Annotated in this window: 22 protein-coding genes; 5 read left to right on the top strand and 17 right to left on the bottom strand. The window is 60.4% G+C overall.

The annotated features are described in order from the left end of the window. Nucleotides 1–29: 29 nt before the first annotated feature. The 8 genes from M1E17_RS09400 to M1E17_RS09365 all read right to left on the bottom strand — a co-directional run bounded on the left by M1E17_RS09400 (nt 30) and on the right by M1E17_RS09365 (nt 8,836). Entirely contained in the window at nt 30–542 is a 513-nt protein-coding gene (locus M1E17_RS09400; protein ID WP_457966878.1) for a single-stranded DNA-binding protein, read from the bottom strand. Between the two features lie 54 nt (nt 543–596). Beyond that, complete coding sequence (locus tag M1E17_RS09395; RefSeq protein WP_457967672.1) at nt 597–1,754, bottom strand: ArdC-like ssDNA-binding domain-containing protein; 1,158 nt, start codon at nt 1,752–1,754, stop codon at nt 597–599. 91 nt (nt 1,755–1,845) lie between these two features. Then, nucleotides 1,846–2,358: a hypothetical protein gene (locus M1E17_RS09390; RefSeq protein WP_457966877.1), complete on the bottom strand. Its 513-nt coding sequence runs from the start codon at nt 2,356–2,358 to the stop codon at nt 1,846–1,848. After that, entirely contained in the window at nt 2,342–4,120 is a 1,779-nt protein-coding gene (locus M1E17_RS09385; RefSeq protein WP_457967670.1) for a type IV secretory system conjugative DNA transfer family protein, read from the bottom strand. Before M1E17_RS09385 ends, M1E17_RS09390 begins: the two co-directional genes overlap by 17 nt. Before the next feature lie 39 nt (nt 4,121–4,159). Beyond that, nucleotides 4,160–5,374, bottom strand: coding sequence for an ATP-binding protein (locus tag M1E17_RS09380; protein ID WP_457966876.1), 1,215 nt, complete (start codon nt 5,372–5,374; stop codon nt 4,160–4,162). 239 nt (nt 5,375–5,613) lie between these two features. Continuing rightward, nucleotides 5,614–7,059 (bottom strand): SCO6880 family protein, encoded by a 1,446-nt coding sequence (locus tag M1E17_RS09375; protein ID WP_457966875.1) that lies wholly within the window; start codon nt 7,057–7,059, stop codon nt 5,614–5,616. 58 nt (nt 7,060–7,117) lie between these two features. After that, nucleotides 7,118–8,287 (bottom strand): type IV secretion system protein, encoded by a 1,170-nt coding sequence (locus tag M1E17_RS09370; protein ID WP_457967668.1) that lies wholly within the window; start codon nt 8,285–8,287, stop codon nt 7,118–7,120. A 261-nt stretch (nt 8,288–8,548) separates the two neighbouring features. After that, a complete protein-coding gene (locus tag M1E17_RS09365; protein WP_457966874.1) occupies nt 8,549–8,836 on the bottom strand; it encodes a hypothetical protein in 288 nt (95 codons plus the stop codon). Nucleotides 8,837–10,871: 2,035 nt separating this feature from the next. Between M1E17_RS09365 and M1E17_RS09360 the strand changes: the two genes are divergently transcribed. The 3 genes from M1E17_RS09360 to M1E17_RS09350 all read left to right on the top strand — a co-directional run bounded on the left by M1E17_RS09360 (nt 10,872) and on the right by M1E17_RS09350 (nt 13,897). After that, on the top strand, nt 10,872–12,992 hold the full coding sequence (locus tag M1E17_RS09360) for a GmrSD restriction endonuclease domain-containing protein (RefSeq protein WP_457966873.1): 2,121 nt from the start codon (nt 10,872–10,874) through the stop codon (nt 12,990–12,992). Between the two features lie 73 nt (nt 12,993–13,065). Continuing rightward, nucleotides 13,066–13,233 carry a hypothetical protein gene (locus M1E17_RS09355; RefSeq protein ID WP_457966872.1) on the top strand — a complete coding sequence of 56 codons (168 nt, stop codon included), beginning with the start codon at nt 13,066–13,068 and terminating at the stop codon, nt 13,231–13,233. Nucleotides 13,234–13,249: 16 nt separating this feature from the next. Beyond that, entirely contained in the window at nt 13,250–13,897 is a 648-nt protein-coding gene (locus M1E17_RS09350) for a helicase associated domain-containing protein (protein ID WP_457966871.1), read from the top strand. Nucleotides 13,898–13,938: 41 nt separating this feature from the next. Here the strand turns inward: M1E17_RS09350 and M1E17_RS09345 are convergent, their stop codons facing one another. From M1E17_RS09345 to M1E17_RS09310, 8 genes are all read right to left on the bottom strand, one after another. Beyond that, nucleotides 13,939–14,223 carry a hypothetical protein gene (locus tag M1E17_RS09345; protein WP_457966870.1) on the bottom strand — a complete coding sequence of 95 codons (285 nt, stop codon included), beginning with the start codon at nt 14,221–14,223 and terminating at the stop codon, nt 13,939–13,941. A 273-nt stretch (nt 14,224–14,496) separates the two neighbouring features. Then, nucleotides 14,497–14,748, bottom strand: a complete 252-nt coding sequence (locus M1E17_RS09340) for a helix-turn-helix domain-containing protein (RefSeq protein WP_457966869.1) — start codon at nt 14,746–14,748, stop codon at nt 14,497–14,499. An 87-nt stretch (nt 14,749–14,835) separates the two neighbouring features. Then, entirely contained in the window at nt 14,836–15,084 is a 249-nt protein-coding gene (locus M1E17_RS09335; RefSeq protein WP_457966868.1) for a hypothetical protein, read from the bottom strand. 468 nt (nt 15,085–15,552) lie between these two features. After that, entirely contained in the window at nt 15,553–15,921 is a 369-nt protein-coding gene (locus M1E17_RS09330; protein WP_457966867.1) for a hypothetical protein, read from the bottom strand. Between the two features lie 374 nt (nt 15,922–16,295). Further along, a complete protein-coding gene (locus M1E17_RS09325) occupies nt 16,296–18,128 on the bottom strand; it encodes a DUF262 domain-containing protein (protein ID WP_457966866.1) in 1,833 nt (610 codons plus the stop codon). Between the two features lie 450 nt (nt 18,129–18,578). Continuing rightward, nucleotides 18,579–19,199 carry a hypothetical protein gene (locus M1E17_RS09320; RefSeq protein WP_457966865.1) on the bottom strand — a complete coding sequence of 207 codons (621 nt, stop codon included), beginning with the start codon at nt 19,197–19,199 and terminating at the stop codon, nt 18,579–18,581. Then, nucleotides 19,196–19,393, bottom strand: coding sequence for a hypothetical protein (locus M1E17_RS09315; RefSeq protein WP_457966864.1), 198 nt, complete (start codon nt 19,391–19,393; stop codon nt 19,196–19,198). The genes M1E17_RS09320 and M1E17_RS09315 overlap by 4 nt, the downstream gene beginning before the upstream one ends. A gap of 175 nt (nt 19,394–19,568) precedes the next feature. Beyond that, nucleotides 19,569–19,862 (bottom strand): hypothetical protein, encoded by a 294-nt coding sequence (locus M1E17_RS09310; RefSeq protein ID WP_457966863.1) that lies wholly within the window; start codon nt 19,860–19,862, stop codon nt 19,569–19,571. 395 nt (nt 19,863–20,257) lie between these two features. Here M1E17_RS09310 and M1E17_RS09305 point away from each other — a divergent pair, with 395 nt between their 5' ends. Together M1E17_RS09305 and M1E17_RS09300 are read left to right on the top strand one after the other, a co-directional pair. Next, nucleotides 20,258–20,446, top strand: coding sequence for a hypothetical protein (locus M1E17_RS09305; protein ID WP_457966862.1), 189 nt, complete (start codon nt 20,258–20,260; stop codon nt 20,444–20,446). Between the two features lie 269 nt (nt 20,447–20,715). Continuing rightward, a complete protein-coding gene (locus M1E17_RS09300; RefSeq protein ID WP_457966861.1) occupies nt 20,716–21,498 on the top strand; it encodes a DUF5677 domain-containing protein in 783 nt (260 codons plus the stop codon). A 31-nt stretch (nt 21,499–21,529) separates the two neighbouring features. Here the strand turns inward: M1E17_RS09300 and brxL are convergent, their stop codons facing one another. Then, a complete protein-coding gene (brxL, locus tag M1E17_RS09295; RefSeq protein WP_457966860.1) occupies nt 21,530–23,674 on the bottom strand; it encodes a BREX system Lon protease-like protein BrxL in 2,145 nt (714 codons plus the stop codon). Between the last annotated feature and the right edge of the window lie 8 nt (nt 23,675–23,682).

Below are 23,682 nucleotides of genomic sequence, written 5' to 3'. Positions count from 1 at the left end.
GGTCGAACGGTCCGAAAGGGTCTCAGCGGTCACCAGCTCATCTCATTCCCCGTTGCCGGGCCAAAAGGGGGCATCACAACCGGGCCCTTTGTCGCAACGCTGTAGGCGGGGGCAGAAGACACGCCAGCAACTGACGCTTGGGGGCCAGCGTGAACTTCTGCATCCGGTCGGGCATCGGCCGTGCGTGATGAACGCTGGTAAACGGCGGTGCCGAAGCGAAGGTCCGGCCCGATGGTATCCGCAATGATCCGGCGCGCTTCGCGTCGTTCTCCGTCTTTTTCGTAGGCGCGGAATTCAAGCTCGCCCGCCACGTTGACAGGGTCGCCCTTCTTCAAAGAGTTGGCAACGTTCTCTGCGAGCGCGCGGAACGCCGAAACGTTATGGAAGACGGGTTCGCCGTCTTGCCAGGTGCCGTCTGCTCCCTGGACGCGCTGGTTTACGGCGACGCGCAGCTTGGCATGGGCGACGCCGCTTTCTCCGATAGTTAGCTCAGGATCGGCGACGAGGTTGCCCGTGATGCTTACTGGGATCTTGGTGTTCATTCTGGTTTTCCTTTCTATGTTGAACGGGTCGCTCCCCGCTCATCGGTGTTGCGGTTAGGACTGCGGGCCGGCCATCACAGGTCCATCGGGCTTGGCCGAAGGGTAGGCACCGACATAAGTCGTCGCCGGAGCCACCTGCGGCCTCAAATCAGGGCCGACAATCTTCCCACCGAACCCCGGCGGATGCGTCAGTTCGAGGATCCCCTTGGTCGCGGCGGTAACCCGGGCGAGGACCGACTTGGCTACGTCCACCCGGGACGTAGGGTGCATGCTGTACATGTCCTGCTCGAATGCGGCGCGCTGAACTTGAATCACGGTTTCTGCCCATCCCGACAGGTAGAGCGCCGATTGGTCCCCGCGGTCAATGCCGTGGGCCCGCAGAATCGTGTAGGCCACGGATTCGGCCTCGATCTCAGCAAGGCCACGGTGGTTCGCGCTGCTGCCGTACAGTTTGCCCGTCTCGTCCTCAGGGCCGTGAAGCATCACATGCCCTAGCTCGTGTGCCAGTACTGCGACCCTGTCTTCGGCGTTCATCCACGTTCCCACCTCGATGCGGTGCTGCGCGAAGTCCGTGAATCCGCTCGCGAGACCGTGCTGGGCGTCAGAGAGATGCAACTCGAAACCATGTCGACGAGCCACGTTAGCCAATGACTCCCACAACTCCGGAGCACCAGCTGCACTCTCTGCTCCTCCGCGGGGCACCAGGAGCGGCCTTCCCTGCGTTTGTGAGACATCAAAAACCGCCTGCCCACGCCACCCGGTGATGATTGTCTTCTTCCCACCATCGACACCGCCCGGCGGCAAACTCTCGCCTACTGCAATACGCTGCCGGGCGCCGTCGGGCATGACCACCTCTTGGACGCGAGTTGTGCGAGGCGCAATCACCCACAAGGCGTGCTCCCCCTTCAAGACCCTCCGGCCGTGGCGTTCCCACTCCTTGTAGCCGGCCACCAGAGAGGGCTCCTCCGTACCACGCTGGGCCATCTGCATCATGAGCAAGGCAACGTTCCCGCCCGAGTACCGCCACAGAGTTGCCGAAGCGTCCAAGAGCACCTGCCACTGGGACGGGGACTCCACAGCTTGCTCAAGGTGTGCGTGAAGCCCTTCTGTTAGTGCAGCGATACGCTCCTCGGGGGTCATCCGCGTCTTGCCAAGTTCCTCCAGCCGAGGGGAAGAACCGAGCAGAAACGAGCCAAGCACGTCCTCAGACATCGGAGCCACGACAGCCACCTTCCACGCTTCTAAGCTCCGCCAAACCGGCGGATACCTTTTCATGTCGAAGAGGTGCACCAACAGCATGACTTCAGAAATCAGCCCCGAGTTGATGCGGTTCCGCCTGCCACTCCACAAAGCCAGCATCATTCGTCGAGAGCATCCGTCGAGAAGGCTCTTTGTGCGCCTGAAGGCCAACGCAACCAGCCGCCCGGCAGTGCGTCCTGAGACGCTCGACGGCGTGAGGCAGCCGCTCGTGGAGGGCCAGCGGCCCGAACCCGGAGTCGTCTGCTGTGTAAGAGGCGAGCTCAGCCCTCTGGAGGGCATACAGCTCAGCCACAATCTCAGGGTGACGCCACCAGCAATCGGGAACCACCGACGTCGTGAGCTGGTACGTGGCGACGAACCACCTCACCCACACTGCCAAAGCACGCCAGGCGCTTTCAGACTGCTGGGCGTCCATGTCCCGCCATCGGTATGTCGCGCCAGACCCTCCGCCCTGAGGACGGAAAGCCGAGCGGAACAGTTGCGCGGTCAGCTCGTCGTCGTCCCCTCCAGCTGATGGGATCTCAAAGCGTTCGGCATCCTCATAACTGCTCATCATCAGTCCCCTCAGTTGCCTGCTGGCGCAGCCTGTGGCCATCTGCCAACGTTCGTTCGACTTCCATCTTTGAGCGTCCGAGCTCGGCTGCGTCCTTGCGCTTGTGCCACCCCCTGAGGTCCAGGAGTATCGGCCGTGTACGCCTGCCCAGCATCAGTGCCGTGCCGATAGGCAGCCGACGGATCTCATCGAGCCGAATGACAGGACTCTCCCTGATCTGCTCGCCGTCCTGCCGGCCTTGAGAAGACCAGGAACGGGTATTCAAGATGAGGCTTCTCTCCCCCAGCAGGCCGGCCATGGAACGAAGGTCACGTTCGTCGGAACCTCCTCCGAAAATCACCTTGATGATGGCCGAGTCCCAAATGGTGGCTGCCTCCTCAATCGACCAGCCGGTACGCGCCTGCGAAAGCGACTGCAGCACAACCAGCGTGGAGATTCCTATACCGCCTCCGTCGGAAAGGGCGACAGGCAAGCCAGGCCAGGGGGCCAGATTGGCGATCTCGTCGAGGACGAGCGACAGGGGTGGATCAAGCCGGCCGCCTGGCGACACGAAGGCCATCTCACGGGCGGCATTGTCGATGTCGTCGATTAGTGCGGAAAGGTACGGACCCGCCGCGGCGGCTCCAGCCCGGGTGCCGATCAAATAGAGGGTGCCGCGCTCACGGATAAACGCCTTGGGATCGAACTCCTCGGACGCTTCGTGGGGATCCAAAGCAGCCAGCACCTTCGGCGATGAGAGCGGCGCCACGGCAGCCGATACACCGATCCACGAATTGGACGTGTTCCTGGGGTCGTCCTCGAGGATCCCCATTAGGTCGGCCTGCCATCCCACCGCTGCCCCAGGACTACTCAGCACTTCCAAGGCTTCCCGAGCCAACACTGGGCTCGAGGACCACCGGCGGAACGCACGTACGCCCTCCCCAGACAGGGCTGCAGCGTGCAGCAGACATTGCAGAACGATCAGCGAGCGCTTTTGCCACGCCGCGTTCTCACCCTTCATTTCGGTGTCCGCCGTGATGACCAGTGCCCGGCGGGTAGCAATGTCGGGATCCTCGCATCCGCGCACCGGCGACCACCGGAGTGTGGAAGGCAGCCCAGACATTCCCTGCGGGTCGAACACCGTAACGGGTCTTCCTCCGCTGGCTCGCGCCGTCATGGTCACCACCAGGTTGTCAGCACGAGTGGACGTCGTTACTACGGCACCCGGAGCGTCGAGTATGGCGTTGATGACCACATATAGACCCTTACCTGAACGCGGAGCGCCTTGAATCACCATGGATTCTTCAGTCGAGACGTGGACGGTGACTCCATGTGATCGACCAAGCGTCCATGACACGTCTTCAATTTTGGGTTTGCTGAGTCCTGGCCGGGTGAACTTACCCCGTCTTCTGACGGCTCTGGCACCGAAATCGTGAAGGATCTCGGCACGTCCGGCGATTCCGTCTCGCTTCAAGATGTCCTGACGAAGCCATGCGCCGGATTGCTTCCATCTTCGCCAGCCCAGAATGCAACCGACCGCGAGCGCACCGAGGAGGACGAGAACTGGGCCGACCAGCCACCACACATCGCCGCTGGCGATACTGCAGGTGGGTGCTTCCAGCAACACCCAATCAATCCGGTCCATAACAAGCCCGACGGCGGCTGCCGGACTGAAGGGCGAAGGCTTCCCGGCGCCGCAGCGCCAACTCACCACGATGGTGGCTGACGCCTGAACGAGAAAGCACAGGCAAAAGTAGCCAGCCATCGTCACGAGCCCGGCGGTCACCAATGGGCTGCTACTCCCCCCGCGTGTCATGGTTCCCATTCAAATCATCCGATCGTCAGTGCCGAAGACCTCCAGCTCGTCAGTGGTGACCCTGTTCGCGACGATGAAGGAACGGTTACCGACCTTCCAAAGTCCAACGCCCTTAGGGAGGTTCTCCACGTGCTCGCATTCAGCCTCGGTTAGTCCCAGCGCTTCTTTGGTCAGGCGCATGGCGTCATGTTTTTGCCGGTAGATGATCCGGGTGTCTGCCTCGGTAAGCAGGCCAAGGGCCTTTTGCCGGTGACCGCTGGTGCTGTCGCCAATCTCGTTGAGGTCAGCCACCTTGTGCATAATGAGCAGGTTCGCGATCCCGTAAGTGCGTGCGAGTCGCCATTGCTCGCTCATTTTGGCCAGCATGTAAGGGTCGGCCAGCATTCGCCAACCTTCGTCGTAGACCACGAGCCGCTTGCCGCCGTCGGGGTTGGTGATCGCCGCCTCCAGCCAAGTAGCGCCGCACGCCGCTGCGAGGGATAGCGCCTGTTCGGAAGCACCTATCAGGGCAGACGTATCCATCACCATCATTGGGGCGTCTGCATCGAAGGCTACGGTCGAGGGAGCGTCAAACATGCCCTCCAAGTCGCCCGACACCGTGCGCCGTAATGAGTGGCTGACAGCCAGGCCGCCGTCTTTGCCGACAAGCCCTATCGTCTCCTTAGACGGGTTCAAGAGGTGGTCCAGGACCATGGGCAGCGTGGGATTCGAATTCTGGGCGACAGTCTCCATCAGCGCCATGTCCAGGGCGGTGTGCTCAACTGGTCGCAGCGGCGTGCCCTGCCGCATCAGGGAAACTAAGGCAACCAGCAGATGCCGGCGCCGTTGACGCACCACAGCCTGCCACTGACTTTCATTCAGGGCGCTAGGTCTGGGTCCGGCATCAAGAGGGTTGACCCGTGCGGAGCGTCCTGGTCCCACCGAGATAACTTTGCCGCCAACGGCTTTGGCGACGGCGACCCACTCGCCTTTGGGGTCAGATGCGACAGCAGCCTTACGACCTAGCGTGATCGATCGGGCCACGAGCGACTTTCCGCACATGGATTTACCTGTGCCCACAGTCCCAATGACAACAATCGAGGGGCCACTGATCACGCCCTTGTCATAGAGAATCCACGGATCATAAGAGAATGCGCCGGAGCCGAAGACGTCAGTGCCGATATACGTGCCTTCGTGGCCCAGCCCTGATTCAGTGATGAAGGGGTAAGCGGCCGCAAACGTCATGGTTGAAGCGCGATGTGGTGCCGGCCGAAGACGGTGCGGACCCCGCAACGAATTGGGCTCTCGGCTCCCCCAGTCGCTTCCTAGCCGAGGAGTGTCCAGCCGTTCGTCGGCAAGATCAATGAGTCGGTGCAGAGCCGACGCCCGCGGTAGACGGTTGGCGAGGCTCTCTTGCCGGCGTCGTTCCATCCGCTCCTGGCGATTCCCTGACGGCGTGTATCGAAGGGTTTCCTTGGCTCGAGTCATCGCAATCCTCTTCCAAAGGGAAGTGCACCAGCTACGTAGGCCGCCCACTGCTGTCCAGCCAGCAGGCGCAGCTCAACGAAAGCTCCTGCAGCCGCTGATTCCAGTTCCTGCCTGTGGCGGGCAAGATCGTCTAGCGTGGCGGCCGAAATGGTCACGTAAGCAGCGGGGCGGACATCACCGTGTCCGGCGACGATCTCCTCCTCTCTTTGGGCCACCTCTTCTTCCTCGGCTTTTTGCTCGCGGGTGAGCGGCCTGTCAAAGCGAGTGTTGATCCGTCGTCGAGTTTCATGGGCCTCCTGGGCGGAACGGATGTCCCTCAAAGCCTCCACCGTGGGAACGGTTCGGATCACTTGGGTAACGGTGTGGCGGAACTCGCCCACATAAATCAGCGGATGGAGGAATCCGGGGAGTACCTTTTGCCTCGGCCACTCCGCGATCCAGAACGTCTGATGAAAACCAGAGTCGGTGCGAACATACGTCCAGTGTTCCTCGACCGCCATGGGGCCCGCCGCCACAGCCCGCGGTTGGGGATCGACGTCGGGTTGGCGATCTGCGAGGGCGGCCGGGAGTTCTGTCCTCGCGTCACTGCGCGGCGCTGCCACTGCAGCTGGATCGAATGCGCAGTGAACGACGTCGAGGATGCCGTCTTCAGGCAGCCACTCCTCCACCTTCACGCTGTGCGTTCCCAAGGCGGTGCTCATGGCCTCGACTTCCAGTCGGAGCACACGCTCGACACCGGCCAGGCCGCCACCCGACTCCTTGATCCGCCGTCGGGCCTTTGCCGTGTCCAGCACAACTGCGACCAAAAGGTCGTGGCTCATGGTGGAACCGGCGGCGGCCATCAGGTCCTCATACGCCCGTTCACCCCACGTCCGCCCACTCGCGGGGCGGGACTTTCCTGGCATCCTACGGTCGTAGAAGTCACGGAGGGCCGTTGAAGGGTAGGGAACGGTGTAGTCCTGCACTGCGATTCTCGCGATGCTTGACCGCTGGGCCATTCCAGCCTGCACGCGCGACCAGGCCTGTACGGCCCAGGCCTTGTCATCGGCGTCGAGGAGGGCGAAGGACCTTGTGGTGCAGCGCAGCACCGCTATCGCTTCCCTGCCCTTGGGATCCACAATGAAGCACTCGCCATTAGCCGCACGACGGAACTCGAGATTCCCGAGGCCGCCAGGAAGTACGAGCCGCCCAGCGAGAACTGCGCTTTCAGGCCGAGCCAGGAAGAGGGTCTGCCTGATTGCAGAGCGGTAGAAAAACACGATGATCTGCGTGGCCCAGACCGGATAAGGGATCCGCGAATACTGCAGGAGACCGAGCAGCATCAGCGACAGCCACATGGGTCCTGAGGTGAACAGGGCGCTAAGTCCACCGGTGGCAGAGGCCACACTCCCAGTAAAAACGCCGGCCGCGAGCAGCAGCAATTGGTACCACTTCAATCCCATGAACAGACCGCGACGTTCATACCGGGGAAACTTGACTGCTTCGAGAGTCCGTGATCTTTCAGACATCGGATTTATCACCTGATGGAGGTACGGTTTTTGGTTGGGGGTGGACTGGAGGCGGTGGCGTCGCCGGCAGGTTCAGCACCGGATTCCCGCGGTCGGGAACATGAGATGGCTGCGGCCGCTCGGTATCAAGGGCCGCGTTCCCTAGGCTCACCGCTGTGGGTGATCTTGATGCGGACCGGGCGTGGCTACCAGCGGACTGACGGCCGGAACCAGGGGCCTCCCGGGACTGGGCAGAGAGCGTGCGGGAACTTGGACCCACGTCGTCGAAAGTGGGAGCGGGTCCGCCAGACCGTAACGACGGCGTCGGAACCTTCGAAGACACTGGCACCGACATGCCGGCCGGCAGCGCTCGCGTTGGGAACTGTGCCCGGCTCGATTGGATCGGCCGAGTCATTGACGAGCGCCCAATCATTGAGGCGAGGGTAAGCCGGCCGCCTGTCTGGCGGCTTATCTGCCGGGCGGCAACACTACTGCTCCGTGATAGGACGTGCCCGCCGCCGGCAGTTTGCGCCGCTGCCGCTAACTCGCCGCCTGCAAAGCTGACGAGCCTCAGGGCCATCAGCGGTGCGCCACAAGCCAGCACCATTCCGACAGTGCCGGCAGCGAGTCCGGCGAACGACGTCGAATTCGCAAAGAGTTTGATTGCTACTGCCAGCACAGTCGCGGCGAGTGGTTTCGCGAGCAACAGGGCAACGGCAATCTCACACCACCGCCTTGCCCATGTCTTCGTTTTCTCCCACGGCATGAGCATTAAGGCGACTGGCGCGACGGCGGCCAGCACAATGAGTGCGAACGATCGGAAGATCATGGAGCACATGAGAATGAAGGCCAATATCCACACGACGATGACGGCCATCGCAGTGACAATCACCCCTCCTGCGGCGCCCCCAGCTGTCCCAGGGGCGAATGAGATGACATTCCACTCTCTGTCGGAGCCGGCAGGCGCTCGCTCGAATCCAAAGAGCCGCATGAACACGACATAGGGATCCGTTCCCATCGAGTCGAGAAGCGCCGTCGACGCGGAGTCACTGACCCTTGTGAGCTGACGAACCAGGTAAACGGCGCTGGCCACCATGGGTATCGCAGCTGCACCACCAACCAACGCCCTGACTATACGCCGCGGTTGTTGGCTAATCAGACCCGAAAGTAGTTGGAGGATCATCGCGACGACCAAAGGGGTCATCATCACAATGACCCACCAGTTAGTCAGGCCCCGGATAGACGTCCACTGCGAATCGTCGATCTCCGACGCACTGAAAGCACCTGTGATGAAGGCCCACATCCATGACGCAATGTTCTGAAGAATGTTCGCGAAGAGGGAGGTGATAGCGCCCTGAACACCATCGTTGGCCTGCGAGACGAGTCCGCATCCGGGCGGCCACCAGCCATTGAGGTCACATTGAACTGGCATGATCGATGGGACCTAGAACCCGAGCGGGAACGCACTCTGGGACCAGAGAATGTAGCCGTTGATGCCGCCAAGGATCGCGGCCACCGGGCCTGTCCACAGCAAGATGGAGCCACCGCCTGAGGCGAGGCGCGACGATTGACTCAGCTTGCCGGCCAAGAGCATCGCGGCCCCGATGATCGCCACGATGGCGATGACAATGAAAGCGCCGACGAGGATCCCTCCGCCGATCTGCTTAAGGGATTCAAGAAAGGGAAAGTTCGCATTAGGGGTGATCCCAGGATCCACCGCTGCCAGAATCATCTGGTGCTCCATCCGTCGTTTTCCAGTGAATGAGCAGTTTGAGCTCACGACTTCATGGAGCGGGCGGGGCGTAGCGACATGACGCCTCGCCGCAAAATGACGGCGAAAAAGACAGGCGGACGATCGACGAAGGCCTGTCTGGTGATGGCTCATATATCGCGCCCGCCCGTGCGTACATTCATGGCATCTACGCCTGCCGATAGTGGTCGTCCCGGCACGAGTGGTTAGCTGTCTGGAGCGCTACGCCCGCGAGTCGAGCAGCGATTGCCGACGAATACCTCGAGACCAAACACGACGTACAGGCACTCCAGGCAACGGAAACCGGGCAGCCAGCCAACCGCCGGAACGAACTCGCCAAGAGTCTGTTAGGGCCGGGAAGTTTCACCATCGTGCAGAACGCCATTTTTCGGGATGCTCAGAACAGGGCTGCAGTTGGCACCACTGATTGTTCACTTAGGAGATGGGTCCTTCTTGGGCAGAGTCTACCCAGCTTGCCGAGCCTCAACTCCACGAATTCGCCAACGGCATGTTGTGACGCTCGGCTTTGAGCAGCGGCACGAAAGCCCGCATATGGTCGAGTGCAGCCAAGGTGTCGAGACGGATCCGCTACATGAACGTTGCGGACGTGCGTGCTGCCTCTCGAAGTCGAATGATTGACAGTGTCGTCCAGAAACTGAACGGCCGCGGACATTCGGCACGGTGCCATGAGCACGCGGCTGCCTGTCGTGCCTGCCATCTCACCCCGGCACCGCAGCCCACCTTGCAAGATCGCCGGCCACCGCATGCACTGGAGTGTTCCTGCGCCATGCTAACTGGAATCCGCATCAGGAGGCTGCGCCTGTTGCCTAAGGCTCCATCGGCTGAATGTTACGAGTGCCCGTCAAGTCAGTCTCGTCGCGCGCAAGACTAGAGATGCCGCCGGACTGGGCGAGTTCCGGACGCAGCTGCCGTATGACGAGTCTTCCGCTACTCGTCCTCAGCAACTTCCGCTGCTAGTTCCTCGGGAAGTTCGTATGGAAGATCAAAAAGGTAGCTTTCGAGCGCGAGGTCGCGAATTCGCCTGCTTCCGAGGTCGCTGGAAGCTCGCACTCCACGCGAGTATCCACGAGCTTGATCCGAACCGTCATCCGCGTCGGCTTCTTTGTCAGCCAAATACGCAGCCACATAGCAAGAAGACAGATTTCTACACGCTTTTTATCGTCCTGGCGAAGTACTCCGCGAAAATGCCTTTTGATCGTGAAACGCGGGATAGCTTGAGCGCGAAGCTGAGTCTGTTCTCTCAGGCAATCCATACAAGACGCCGAGACCCGGTGCCGCCCGGGGTGTGTGCCCTTGCCCGTAATGCAATCTTTTGGCCATGTACTTCCCCGAAAGAGCCAACCGAGGCTATGTTGAGCCCGATCTTTACCTTCTGGGAATGGTGGAGAGGGAAGGGAGGCACTATTACGGCCCCTAAACTAGGTCCAAACACCGATTCACGGTCTTGGCAGGCGGGGTCGCGGAAGCTCCGAGTGGGATTGGAGCCGTGAACGCATCTCACCCGTGAGGCATAGGCACGGCCTTAAGACCGGCACAGTCCGCACCAGCAATTAACGCAGGGGTGGGTAGCGAATGTCCCTCTGAACAGCCGCTTTGCTTAGGCATGAGGCGCGGCAGGACTGCGACACCATCCCCCAAACTTTCGCCGATATCGTTAGAAAGGGAGGCGGGTGCTCGTTAAGCGGACCCTCAAGGACTGCCTAGGCAGAGTTGCACTGCCTGCCGAGTCGCCGCTTGTCCGGGTTTGGGGGTTTTTGACTAGGAGAGACTTCGACTCAGATCTCCCCCCGTGCCCTCACTGAAGAAGTAGCAGTCAGCCGAGAGCGATCTCACTTGAAATTGGCACGAGGTCCTCCCTGCACCGCCACGAAAACACAATGATCGGGCGTCCATTCTCAAGCGATGACGGCTTCGGCCGAACTGCCCATGTTGACACGGTCGTTCTGATTTGGAAGGCCTGACGCAATCAACGGACGCATACGGCAGGATTACCCTTGTGGAGACTTTTAAGCGGACGCCGCTTCAGCTGTTCAACCTGCCACAGCACTTCGTGATTCCGCTGTTCCAGCGCCCCTACGTCTGGAAAGAGGATGAGCAGTGGGAGCCACTGTGGAAAGACATTCGGCGCGTTGCAGAGCTGCGCATGAGCGAGCCCCACCTGGCACCACAACACTTCCTGGGAGCCGTCGTTCTCCAGGCACAGGAAGCCGAGAGCGCACGGCTCACCACATGGAATGTCATCGACGGCCAGCAGCGACTAACGACGCTTCAGCTGCTCGCCGACGCGACGTGCGCCATCTTCGCCCAGGCAGGGCTTTCGAAGCACGCCAGCCAGTTGGAAGGCCTGACGCATAACTCCGAGAGCTTCATCGAGGAAGATGAAAGCCCGCTCAAGGTTCTGCACCTCAACAATGATCACGACGCCTTCCTGGAAGTCATGACAGCGGAGCCACCGATCGACCACTCTGACCTCAAGCACCATGAATCCCGGATCGTCCATGCGCATCGGTATTTCACGACAGCAGTCACCCAGTGGCTCGGGAACCATGGCACAGACGAGTTTGCGGCGAAGGCCAAAGAACTCGCTCGCGTCCTGCTCGATGACCTGCAGCTGGTGACCATCGAGCTCAAAGCGTCCGAGAACTCGCAGGAGATCTTCGAGACGCTCAACGCCCGCGGGACTCCCCTGACGGCGGCGGATCTGATCCGGAACTTTGTGTTCCAGCGGCTTGAAGCTGAAGGCGGAGACACCAAGAAGGCCTACCGCGAGGACTGGCCCTTCGAGGCCAGGTTCTGGACGAAGGAGGTCAGCGTCGGTCGCTACCTCGTGAGCCGAAGCTCGCTCTTCTTCAACCAGTGGTTGATCTCTCGTACAGGTGAGGAGATCAGCCCGCAGTCAACGTTCACCAGATTCAAGTCGTACGTCGAGCACACAGCCGGGCACAAGATGGTTGACCTGCTCGCCGTGATCAAGCAGCAAGCTGCGCTATATGAGTCGTGGACTGAAGCCTCGCTCAGGCCTGACGGCAATCTCGGCGCTGTCGAGATGGCTTTCCACCGCATGAATGCCGCTGGCATAGAGCTTCTTAAGCCACTCATGCTCTGGCTGTACGAACCCGGCAGGGATCTTCCACAGCACGTTCTCGACGCCGTGATCCGTGTCGCAGAGAGCTGGGTCATCCGTCGGCAACTGCTTCGCCTCACGGGCTCCGATCTCGGCCGCATCGTCGCCGATGTTATCCACGCCAACTCCGATGTCGAAGCCAGCGAACTGGTCGAGCGCGTCACCGGGTACCTCGCCCGTCTCAATGTCTCCAGCACGTATTGGCCTGGGGACGACGAGATCAGGGTGGCGCTCAAGGATGAGCCCGTCTACCGCCGCTACCCACGCCCTCGCCTGCGCATGTTCCTGGAGGCGATCGAGAACCACTTCCGCGCCGAAACCAAGCAGGCACAAGTCGTGCGATCCGGGCTTCCTATCGAGCACATCCTTCCGCAGAAGTGGCAGGACAACTGGCCACTGGACACACCTGAAGAACAGCAGGACCGTCAAGCTCATGTGCACCGCCTCGGCAACCTGACACTCCTGACCTCTCCCCTCAACTCGAAGGTCTCCAATGGCCCGTGGCCGGCCAAACGCCACGCGATGCTCAAGCACAACACGATCAGTCTGACCGGACGCGTGGTCGCGGACACCGAAGGAGAGGTGTGGCGTGAATCGCTCATTGACCACCGGACAGAGGTCCTGGTCGAAACGCTTCTCAGGGTGTGGCCTGTCCCCGACGGACACAAAGGTCAGGTAGTCGACCCCCAGGCCAAGGCGGAAGATTGGGTCCAGCTCAAGCACCTGATTGCTGCTGGTCTCCTTTCCCCGGGCGACAAGCTCATCGCCACGCACCGCGACTTCAAGGGCGTCGAAGCGCTAGTCAGATCCGACGGATCGATCGAGCTTGATGGCAAGCGTTTCACCGCCCCGTCATCGGCCGGCCACCACCTGCGCAAGAAGGCCACGAACGGCTGGTACTTCTGGGCTGTCGCGGACGGGCGTCGGCTGCGGGACGTTCGGGCGCAATTCCAGAGCATGTCAACTTCAATACCGGCCGACGCAGAGTACTGAGTCGGATGATGAAAATGGTCTGCACCAACTGTGTCAGCGCCGATTCCGCCGAACTGCCGTTTGGGGGAATCCAGTGAATGCAAGTCCGGCCTTCGGTGTTATTGGTGCTGTGTACGCGATCTTTACGGTCGTGCTGGCCGGACTGGCGGTATACGCCCTGGTCCTCGTCATCGTGTTCCTTCGGCTGCGGATCGCTGAGCTGAAGCAGGCTGGACGGACCAAGGACGACCCCCTGCGGTGATGACCCTGGCAAGCGAATGACCCAGACCAAGCGCACCGCGCCCGATCCTGAGTGGGTGCTGATGTACCGGCAAGGCATACCCACGCCGAAAATCGCAGCGGTCGCCGGCGTCGCTGAAACCACGGTCAGGTACCACCTGGCCATTGCCGCCAAGCTGGATACCCGCATCAGGGCTGAGCATCAGGCGGCGCTTCCCGCCGCACTCCCGCGTCTGACAGCAGCAGGCCGGCGGAATCTGGAGGACATCATCGCCTTCTACAAGACCGAAGGCCGGTTGCCGATCTTCAGCCGCTCGGCCCGCGAAAAGGCACTGGCGGTCTGGCTGCATCGACGCCGTAAGGAAGCAGCGCAGGGCACCCTCTCCCCTGCCTACGCTGACGCCCTGGACATGGTCCCTGACTGGCGGAAACCATCGACGAAACAGGCTGACGACGAAGCGCGCTGGAAACAGCGCCTTACTGAGGTCGCTGAGTACCGGGGAGCCGGCAACGATTGGCCCCGGCACAACAAAACCAACGATCCGTTAGAACGAATGCTTGGCGTATGGCTGCATGTCCAACGCATCAACGACCGCGCCGGCAAGCTTGATCCGGCGAAAAGGACCCAGCTGGATGCTGTGATCCCCGGATGGCGGCAGGGAAGGCAGAAGGCAGCAAAGAGGTGATCTTGTCGCCACTCAAAACAAAGCAGACACCTCAGCGTCGTTTACTGAGGCACGCTGAAGTAGCTTTTTGGGTCGTCTGCGCCTAGGAGGTCGTGGTGGAACACGATGGCGTCCACCGGCCGCGTGTCCACAAACAAGACAGCAACTGTCCGGGAGTGCACCACGGTATAGCGGGTGCACTCCTCCACCCAGGAGTGGATTCCGGTGTACTCCTCGACGAACAAGCCGTCACCGAGCAGGCCCCGCACTTCCAGCAGGTCGTAGACAACATTCCAACAGAAATCCATCAGCTCATGGATCGCCGCCTCCACCGTTGGTGCCGTCATAGAACCATGGTGCTCCCGAGCACTGACAGGATGACGCAGCTGCCCTGGCGTGTCTTCTCAGCACGCTGATTGCGTTAGAAGTGCAGCCTTGCCCACTATGGAACTTGTTGCATCAACTTAGGCTGCGGTGCCGATGTACTCTTCGCAGGTCATTTCACTTCAGCAAGGGTATGTATTCGCGCATTCACCCGGTGCTGCCCCTTCCAGCTGATACGCCGGTGGACAGGGCAGTGGGAGGAGGACGGTTGACCGGTTGAGAAGGGGCTGAACCGACTATTCGCTGTCCTGATCCCCGTCGTCAACGATCTCGCCGGCGGCGATCCGTTCGGCAGTGCGCCGGTACGCCTCGGCGATGTAGTCCTCCATGTCCTCGACGCCGATACGCCACATGCCCCTGCCGCCGACCTGAATGGCGCGAAGCTCACCTATCTTCAGCAGTGCCCGGATCTGGCTGTGGGACACGTTGAGTTCCTCGGCTGCCTGCTCGATGGTCAGGAATCGGTGCTTCTTGGGTTCTTCGGTCACCGGTTCATCCTATGTGCGGGCCACTTGGCTGGGGGTATGAACAAATAGCGAAACTAGACGCATCGACTCGCTGGACGCTCACGCTCGCTACAGCCCGCCGCCGCCCTTCCACTCTTCAGGCTTCACCCGCTTGATGCTGGACGAATGCGCCCAACCCACGTGGTATTTGCCGGATGAGTCGAGCCATTCAATCAAGCCATAGTTCCGGGTCCAGCCCACAGCTTTGCCATAGATGCCGCTCACATAGACCATGGGCCGGCCATACTTCGGGAACTCTCTGATGGGAGCCGGGTCATCAATCGGTCGGCTCTCTTCCGCTTGGATCCGGGCGAACATACGCTCAGAGTCCTCAGGAGTACCTCGCTTGATCACGACTTATTATAGAACATATGTTCGAATATCTTCGACGGGGAGCCTCGTGCCAAGCAAGTTTGCGCATGCGCCGCGTGTTGGCCACGCTCAGCCAAGGGTTGACTGCCGGCGCGAAGCAACTTTGTCCTCGAAGGAATCTACCGTTCAGTGGTGGGAACGATCGGTGCCGATGAGTTTTTGTGGCAGGAGTCAGGCCGAGCTTTCCTCGCGAATTCAACAAGGCCACCATAATGTACAGCTCTTTTGGCCACTGGTACTGGTTCCTGGCAGACACTCGTAACAGGGCTACGACACCCATTCCCCAACTTTCGCCCGCTAACCTAGTGAATATGAATGCGGGGGCAACGGCAACCAATCCGACTAAGGATGCCGCTTCACCCCGCATGCTCTCCTCAGCTACGTATGAGTAGTTGCGCTATTTCCCCCTATTGATTAACGGATGCGTTGCTTAATTTCTGCTTGAACTAAATCGGCAAAATGCTTGGGGACCGCAGATTTACTATTTTCGGTGTTCAGCCAGTAGGTACCCGTTAGGTGACCATAGTCATTGAAGTCGACTTCCGCGTTCCAAATGGAGAGGCCAGTATTGGACTTCACATGGAGAACAATGGTCATACCAGTGACTACTGAGTCTCTGACCCGCGGTGTGCGTCGTGCGGCTTCTTGAACTATCTCAATGAAGTCCACCGGTGTTAGAGCATCGTTGAATTGCAACGGAGAGCTTCTTCGACGCCTGGTCTCTTGAGCATCAAGATAGATCCTTCTGGCTGCTACGCCAGCTAAGGCAACTCCACCGCTCACTAACAATTTCTCCAGTAATCCCAAGTTGTATCCGATCTGGGGCTTTGACCTGAAGTCAATACTCAGACTTCAGATAGGGCGTCCCCTATTTAGCTACTTTGTCTGCTGGGACCTTGATGGGCCGTGAATAATAGAGCGGTTGCGGGTCCTAGCGCTATGCTACAGCGAGCTGAACGCGAATCCACAACAGCGGAGTGGCTCGTAATTCCGGAAAACCGCTATATGTAGATGGGTAAAAAAGAGGAAGAACGCGCTGCACCGAGGGCAGGAATAGTCGCCGGCCGGGTCGACCGGTCGCGCTGACAGGTTGACTGAACTGGATCGAGCGCGCTCGCGCAGCCCGCCGTGACACGGCCCGGTCATAGCTCTTGGGGTCAGTCCTCGTAGTCGCCTTCAGCGAGTTCCTCATCCAGGTCAGCGGGCGGAGGGCCCGTGTAAGCCCCGACTGGCTCCGGACTACGGATCTTGAACATGTCGAGCATACGAGCCGTGAGATTCGCGCGCCGTTGCTCGAAGAACGCGGTGAACTCGTCCACGGAGTGCGGTAGCGGCGACGGCAGAGCATGCCGTGCGAGGAACGCGCTGCGGTTATCTGGGGATGGAAACTCCGCCGCAAGCCAGTCGTCCGGTGCCTTGTCAGACTTGCCAATGTTTTCGAGCCCTGGGAGCAGTTGCAGGTTCGGCAGGCGGTCACGTAGCGAGACGAGCTCGTCGATAGAATCGGCGGTGAATCGAGGTGTGCCGTCGGCGTTCCTGTGGCTCGCCAGTACCTTCTTGTCGAACCGTGCGGCTGGGAACACGTGGTCGACGTGGAACATGTTGCGCGTGTCGACGTGCGGGAACAGGGCTGCAAGCACTGCAAAGGTTCGAGCTTTGCCGTACTCCAGGCTCAAGATGTCGTCGACCAGGGCATCTGTGACCGCGAGCGACTTGCCGCGAAGTGCCATCGCCTGTTCGATCGCCGCGACCGGGAACGCCGAGCTACCCTGGGACTTGATGACCTCGCGCAGGTCGCGGAGCAAAGTGTCCAGGCCAGAGCCCCAGACACCGCGCACGATGAGGGACCGCAGAACCCATGACCGAAGGGCTTCACGATCCTCGCGGGACGTAGGCGACTCGCGGTATGCGTGCCCGAGCCTCCGGCGGTGCACGTAGCAGGCGACCGGGATAAGGATGCTGTCCGCGGTGAGTGCTCCGCCTGACAGCCCGAAATCGCTGAGAAGCCCGACCGCGACGTGAAGGGATGTACTCATGACATCCCAGCCGGCCTCGAGCTTCGCCATATTGGCTGTAGTGAAGTTCTTGACCTTGAATCCGATGTCGCCGACGTCCGCTAGCACCAGCCCTGACTTCAGGATCGTGTCCCGGGAGAAGTTGAAGCCGTTGCCTGTCTGGTTGAGGGAGTCCACCAGGCCGTGGACAGCGGCACGAGCATCGCCCTCCCATTGCGCTGTTGCGATGGACAGGAGCAGGTCGCTGTAGGACAGGACGGTGCCGCCGGAGTTGACTCGCACGAAGATGTCGAGGACACGTTCGATGTCCTGCACGTCTTCTTCATAGAAATGGAGGCTGGCGCTGTGGTGGATCTCCTGCCAGAGCTTCCCGGCGAGATCGACTGCTGCCTCGTTGTTCCCGACGCCGTACTTCGCAGGAATCCGCATCATGACTGCTGGTTCGGCTGCGCCGAAGATCTCGGACACCGGGAGCCACGACTTGCTCTCGTCGGCCACCGCTGCGTCGAGGTCGTCCTTGGTCAGGAATTGGAAGTGGTACTTGAGGCCGAACTCATTCTCGGGGGCTTCTCCCAGAAGGTTCAGGTAGAGACGCCGCTCGGGGTAGGACCATGGCTTGTTCGACCAGCCGCCATGGACCTTATAAGCGTAGGTACCACGAAGTCCGATGTTGAGTGAGGTCAATCTCTGCTGACCGTCAAGGACGGCGACGACCTCACGGTCGGTGGGTATGTCAATCACCGGGTTGTGCCGGTTATCGAAGGCGCTGTAGTCCTTCATGAATCCGTAGAACTTGAACTTGCTGACCGTCTCCGGACGCACCCTCCACGAGAGGAAGCTCCCAACCGGGTAGCCGCGCATGATGGAGTCGAACACGCGGATGATCTGGGAAGGTTTCCAGACATACTCTCGCTGGATCGCCGGAAGGATGAGCTTACGCTCCTGGATCTGTCGCAGCGCTGTAGCGATCGACATCGGCTCCTTGTGTCCCACGCCCCAAACTCTACGTTGCGGCAACGTTCGCCCCGCGCTCCCTGCGCAGAGTGTCGCGCGCCGAGATGTGATCCTGGCACTGACGTTAACCAATGGTGCTCGCCTCTTCGGTCGGCACAATGATCGGCGCGAGCATTCCGGTGCTGGCCACCGGCCGGTAAGCGCGAGCACACCAGAGCCGTGGGGAACCAGCGCCCAGACCGTCCGGGTGAGCGCGTGACGTCCAGCAGCACGGCTGAACAAGTTCGCGCGCATATTCAGCTGTGAGCATCCAAACATCGAGGATGGACTCGGATAGCCACTCCCCCGGAAGCCATTCAAGGCCCTCTCAGACACGCAGATTCCACGCCAGCGTTGACCTCGCACCACCTGCATACTTATGGACATAGACCTGTGATGGATCGATGTTGTGCTCGTAAACGAGCACAACACCTACTTCTTGATAGGGCGCGGAAACGTAACTCGGAGCGTCTTGGCGGGCTCTTCCTTGGCAGGCTTCTCTTCCTTGACGGGCTTCTCGCCGCCTTCGAGGAAAGCCTCCAGGAAATCCACGATATCCTCAGCGCCATCGTAATCCGCGACAGGCACCTCTTCGAGGATGTCCTCGATGATGTCCCTGACGTCCTCGTCGGTCTCCGCCTCAGTGATCAGCTCGACGTAGTTGTCCATCTCCCGCATGACTTCGGCTCCGGCGGCACCCACCTCCGGATGGGCCTTCACGTCCTCAGCCACGATGTCCCGCAGCTTCTCAACCACCGTCACCGGTGAGAGCTCCTCGTCGTTCTGCGCGAAGGTACGGATACGGGCACGCATCTCCTCGACCGGAACTTCCTCGGCGGCAGCCTTGGCCTCACCGCTGGCGACCTGGGAGTAGATGTAGCCGTTGGACCAGCCATCCCCGCCGTAAAACTCCATGAACTCTTCCGGGCTCTTCTCCTGGCGCAGCCACGCCTGGATCATGGACTGAAGATGGATCGGTCCGACCAGCTTCCCGTCCTTGAGCTCTACTGTTCCAAGAGACTCCTTGGACTGAACCTCAATGAACTCGATCACTTCATGTGCTCCAATACTCTGTCGATATTGCCCATGATCGCCTCGTGCCATTCAGGTCTGGAAGCGAACTCGTCCTTCAATCCTGCCAGCTTGCTGCGGTACTGCTGCAGCTCAGCCTCATCCCAGTGCTTACCCGGGTTGATGGACTTGATGGACTTGTACTGCCCCACCTCGATGCCCATCCAGTGCTTCATGAACGGGGAGCCTGCGAATCCAGCACAAACAAGTCCACTCCACCGCGATCACCATATGTCCACTAACTGGAACGGACAATGCTGGACGGGAGAAACCAGATCGGACCCGAAAGACTTCCCCGGATAAAGAGTCCAGGCCCAGCCCGCGGGAACGTTTCGGTCGGAGTTGAAGGTCCTATGTAGCTGGTTCGGCTATCTCGTATCCTGCGCGCCTCGCGAGCTCATCGAGGCCGGGATTCGGCTGCCATGGTTCGTCGTTGAACACGAAGATGTTAAAGGTCTCAATGGAATCCCAAACGCCAATCGCCGCTAGGTAGTCGAGACGTAGGGCGTGTTTCCGCAATCGCATGCGCAAGCTGGCCTCCCGGACGGCAGCGTCCCGGGTGACGCCCCGAGCGAAGCTGAGGAACAGCGTGCCCCGGCGCTTGCCCGGTCCCGCAATGCCGAATCCGACAAACTTGCTGTGCATCTGTCCGTCCATACGGCTCTCTCGACGCAACGTGAGGAGTAGAACCCCAATTTCTCGCCGGAGTGGTCCGTCGAGATCGAGAAGGTCAATGCTGGTTGAAAGCCAACCGTAGGGGCGGTGTTCGTTGAGCGAGTCAAGTAGGCCCGCGAGGCCCGCTGGGATCGGCTGTTGGGGCTTCTCGGCTGCAAGTGTCCGGTCTCCACGCGAGTACTCGTACCAGGCGTCAAGCCTGTCCGTCTGGCTCGGCAGCATAGCGATTCCGGACTGTCCAGGCGAGGAGGGTTGGCGGGAAATTGCCGGGGTGAGAGCCCCTGTTCCCTGGTGTAGGCGATGACCCGTTCCTCGGTCAAGTCTTCGGGGCCACGCAGCGCGGTGGGGTCACCGGGTAAGAAGGCATGGCGGATCAGCAAAACATCGTCCAGCCGGACCGCCGGGTCACGGTCCGCGCCCATGCCGATCAGCTCATGGCCGAGAGGGAAGCACGCGAAGCCGGCACCAGGGAAACTGTTGTCTCCGCAGCTAAGTCGAGAGCAAAATCAGACACTGCAACACCTTACGTCACGAGCCGGGCGCGACAGCTTTAGTGACCTGTCGCTTGGTCGTGTCCGGATGGGACACATGTGCGGCGGCGACTGCCTGCCCGAGCCGAGCAGAGGTGACGGGTTGGCATCCACATAATTTCGTGTGTCCGGACCACGGCGTGCACAGCTTCATCTCTATGCCACGACGACCGGCAACTCGTCCCAGTGGTGCCGGCAGCGCTTTGGAGGCTGCCGCGCTTTGCACAAGACCTTGTGGGGATCACCCGCTGTCGTGAATTGCGGCTGGCCAAATCGGGCGTCAGTCTTGAAGCATGGCGACCACGAAGAGCCCGGGTGACGGCGAAGAAGACAAAATCCTGGCGGACTTCAGAACAATGATCGAAAAGTTACCGCCGCTGCGTCCGACTCCGATTGATGACTGGAACCGAGATGACGAGGCCGCGGTCCGTGCCGTCGGCATCGCGTGGGGGTGGCTTATGCGAACCCTACGCACTGCCGAGGCCATCAGGCTCTTAGAACAGCGCGGATTCGGCGTCGAGTGCGCTCCGCTCCGACGCTCCGTCGTTGAACACGTCATCAGGCTCCACTGGGCCACCACCGTCGACACCCGCAGATTCGTCGAAGCAGCATTGAACAAGCGCAAACATAGCTTGGGCAACATCACACTTGCGGCAGAGGCCGGCACCCCTCTACCCGATGGCGCGCTGGATATCATCGAATTACTAAAGTCCGAAGCGGATCCCGGATCGGACAGCGTCTCCTTCAAAGACCTCAAGTCCTTGATGAACGACATCCCCGATTACCAGATTCTTTTCCAAATCTGGCTTACGGACACCCAAGAATCCCACGCAACGCTGACCCGTTCAGAAGCCTATGTCGAGTTCGACCCTGATGAGCCCGGAATGCATCTTCACATGGAACCAACCCCTCACAATCGCTTCGGCGCGATGCTGCCAAGCTTGATGCTGCTAGGCACCGAGGCCTTCGTGCATCTGGCCGGCATGGCAGACCAGTTGACGGAACCGCTTGCTGACATCCGGGATCGCGTAACGCAATTGGGAACTGCGCAAAACTCAGCCACCGGGCCTGGGTAAGTCTGCCGGACACATTAGTAACGCGCTGAGCTCACGCGTCGTCTCGGATGTAAGTTATGCCAAAGGCCTTGACTTGCCGATATTCCTGAAGCTTAGTGGCAAGTTCGAAGGCATCGCCCGTGATGTACTGAAAGATGTCCAACCCGCGGCCGAGCAGGATCCTCCATCCGGTGTCGGTGAGGATGGACCGATCATGGATAGCTCCGTCGAAGACGATGTCGACGTTGATGCCGGCGACAGAGGCTCCCTGCTTGACCTTCAGCAGTAGTTCGTACTGCTTGCGGAGCTTGTCTTGTCCCTCGGTGTTCTCAGAAGTAACGAGCCGGACACTCACTTCGTCGGCCGCGTCCTTGGTGGCCGCGATGCACTCGATCAGTTCCATGAGATTACGGGCCTGGTGGAACTGCCGGATGTAAGGGTCAGTTATGGTGATCTGCGTGGCTCCGCGCAGGTACGGGACCAAGAGAGTCTCGAAGGAGATTCCACGCTGGTTCTCCTGGAACTCCTGGTGACCCTCAAACAGCGGTTTTATGGTGGCTGGCGAGGGCGCAATTGGTTGACCGTCTTCCGCAGAAGCCGCGGCGTGCCCAGTTGGATCGCCCGTTGCCTCCTCCGCGTCTGTGCTTACGCGGCGCTCACGGTAGTAGTACGCCGGGTACTCATCCTCTTCAAGCGTAGAGACTGAATGCCATGTACCGGCCTTGTCGAGGTAGCCGAACTTTACGTTTGCCATCGTTGAGTCGATGCGGAGGATCTGGTCTTTGACCCGCTTGCGGCCCTCGATGGCGAACTGCAGGATCTCTTCGATCTCTTCGCGTGTCGCTTCCCCATGCGGGTAAAGGATTTTCATCAGGCCGGAGAAGGTCTTGTGGATGCCGTCGCGGTCTCGCGTCGAAATGTCCGATGAGAGTGTGAAGTGCGACTGGTAGCGGTCGGAGTAGTCTGCCGAACGCATCGACTTGAGCACCTCGGCGATGTAGTCGACAACGAACCCGTACCCGTTGGAGAACATCTCGCCGCGGATGGTGTCGACCTCCCACCCGGGGATGTAGTGGTGCAGGCGGTCAAGGTACGCCGAGTCGTGGTAGCTTTCGGGAAGCTCGTCGAACAGGTCGGAGTGTTTGAGCATGTAGGGCACGGTGTGCGAAGTGTTGCCGACGAACACCATTGACGCCTCCGCGCCGAGCGTCTCGACGCCGCGGGAAAACGATTTGTTCGCCATGTAGTTCTTCATGATGTCGACGAGTGCCTTGTCGGTACGCTTCTTCTTACCCGCGAACTCGTCGAACGCGACTACATCCCAGTAGCCGACCAGCCCGATGCGGCCGTTGGAGTTGTTGACGAACAGCTTCGGGACCGTGACCTCGCCACCGGAGATGAGCATGCCGTGGGGTGAGAACTCAGAGAAGATGTGTGACTTGCCGGTCCCTTTGGGGCCGAGTTCAACGAGGTTGTAGTTGCGCTCGACGAACGGGATGAGCCGCACGAGCTGGATGAGCTTGGCGCGGTGCCCGAAAAGTTCGGGATTGAACCCTATTGACTGCACGAGCAGGTCGATCCACTCGCCGGTTGTGAACTCGCCCCGTGCCGCGAGATAGGACTCAAAGTCGAACCTGGACAACTGGATGGGCTTGATCGACCCCAATATCCACGGCACCATGCGGGCATCGTCACTGTGGAAATACTCGATGTCGCAGATGCACCACACACCGCCGACGAGCAGCTTCGGGTGAGCCTTGATCGTTGCAGGTTCGACGAGTACGCCCTTGATGCCGAGGTTGGCGAACTCGGCTTGGTAGACGTCATCTTTCTCGTTGAGCGCGACCGTAACCTTATCGATGATGCGATGCCGCCCGCGCTCTCGAATCGTGGACTTCACGAGCTCGGACTCGTTCCGGTTCACATAGTGTTCGGCGAGGATCTTGCGCACCGTGTCGATGCCTGCCTGGATGGTGGCTTCGTCGTCAGATGCCGCGTATTGGCCGAGCAGGTACTCCAGCACGTAGGAGGGCACAATGGCGTTGCCCTTGACCGCCTTCACCAGGTCCTTGCGGACTACAACCCCGGGGAAGAGCTGGTTGATCTTTCGGTCCAGGTCGCTCTGCAGTGGGGTGGCATCTGCTGATGTGTTGATCCCAGCGGTTATCTCTGGACCTACCTCGCTCACTTCGCTCATAGTCGCCC

Source organism: Arthrobacter sp. D1-29, assembly GCF_054130585.1.
Note: the sequence above shows the minus strand (reverse complement) of the source record. Positions and strands in the feature narration are given on the sequence as shown.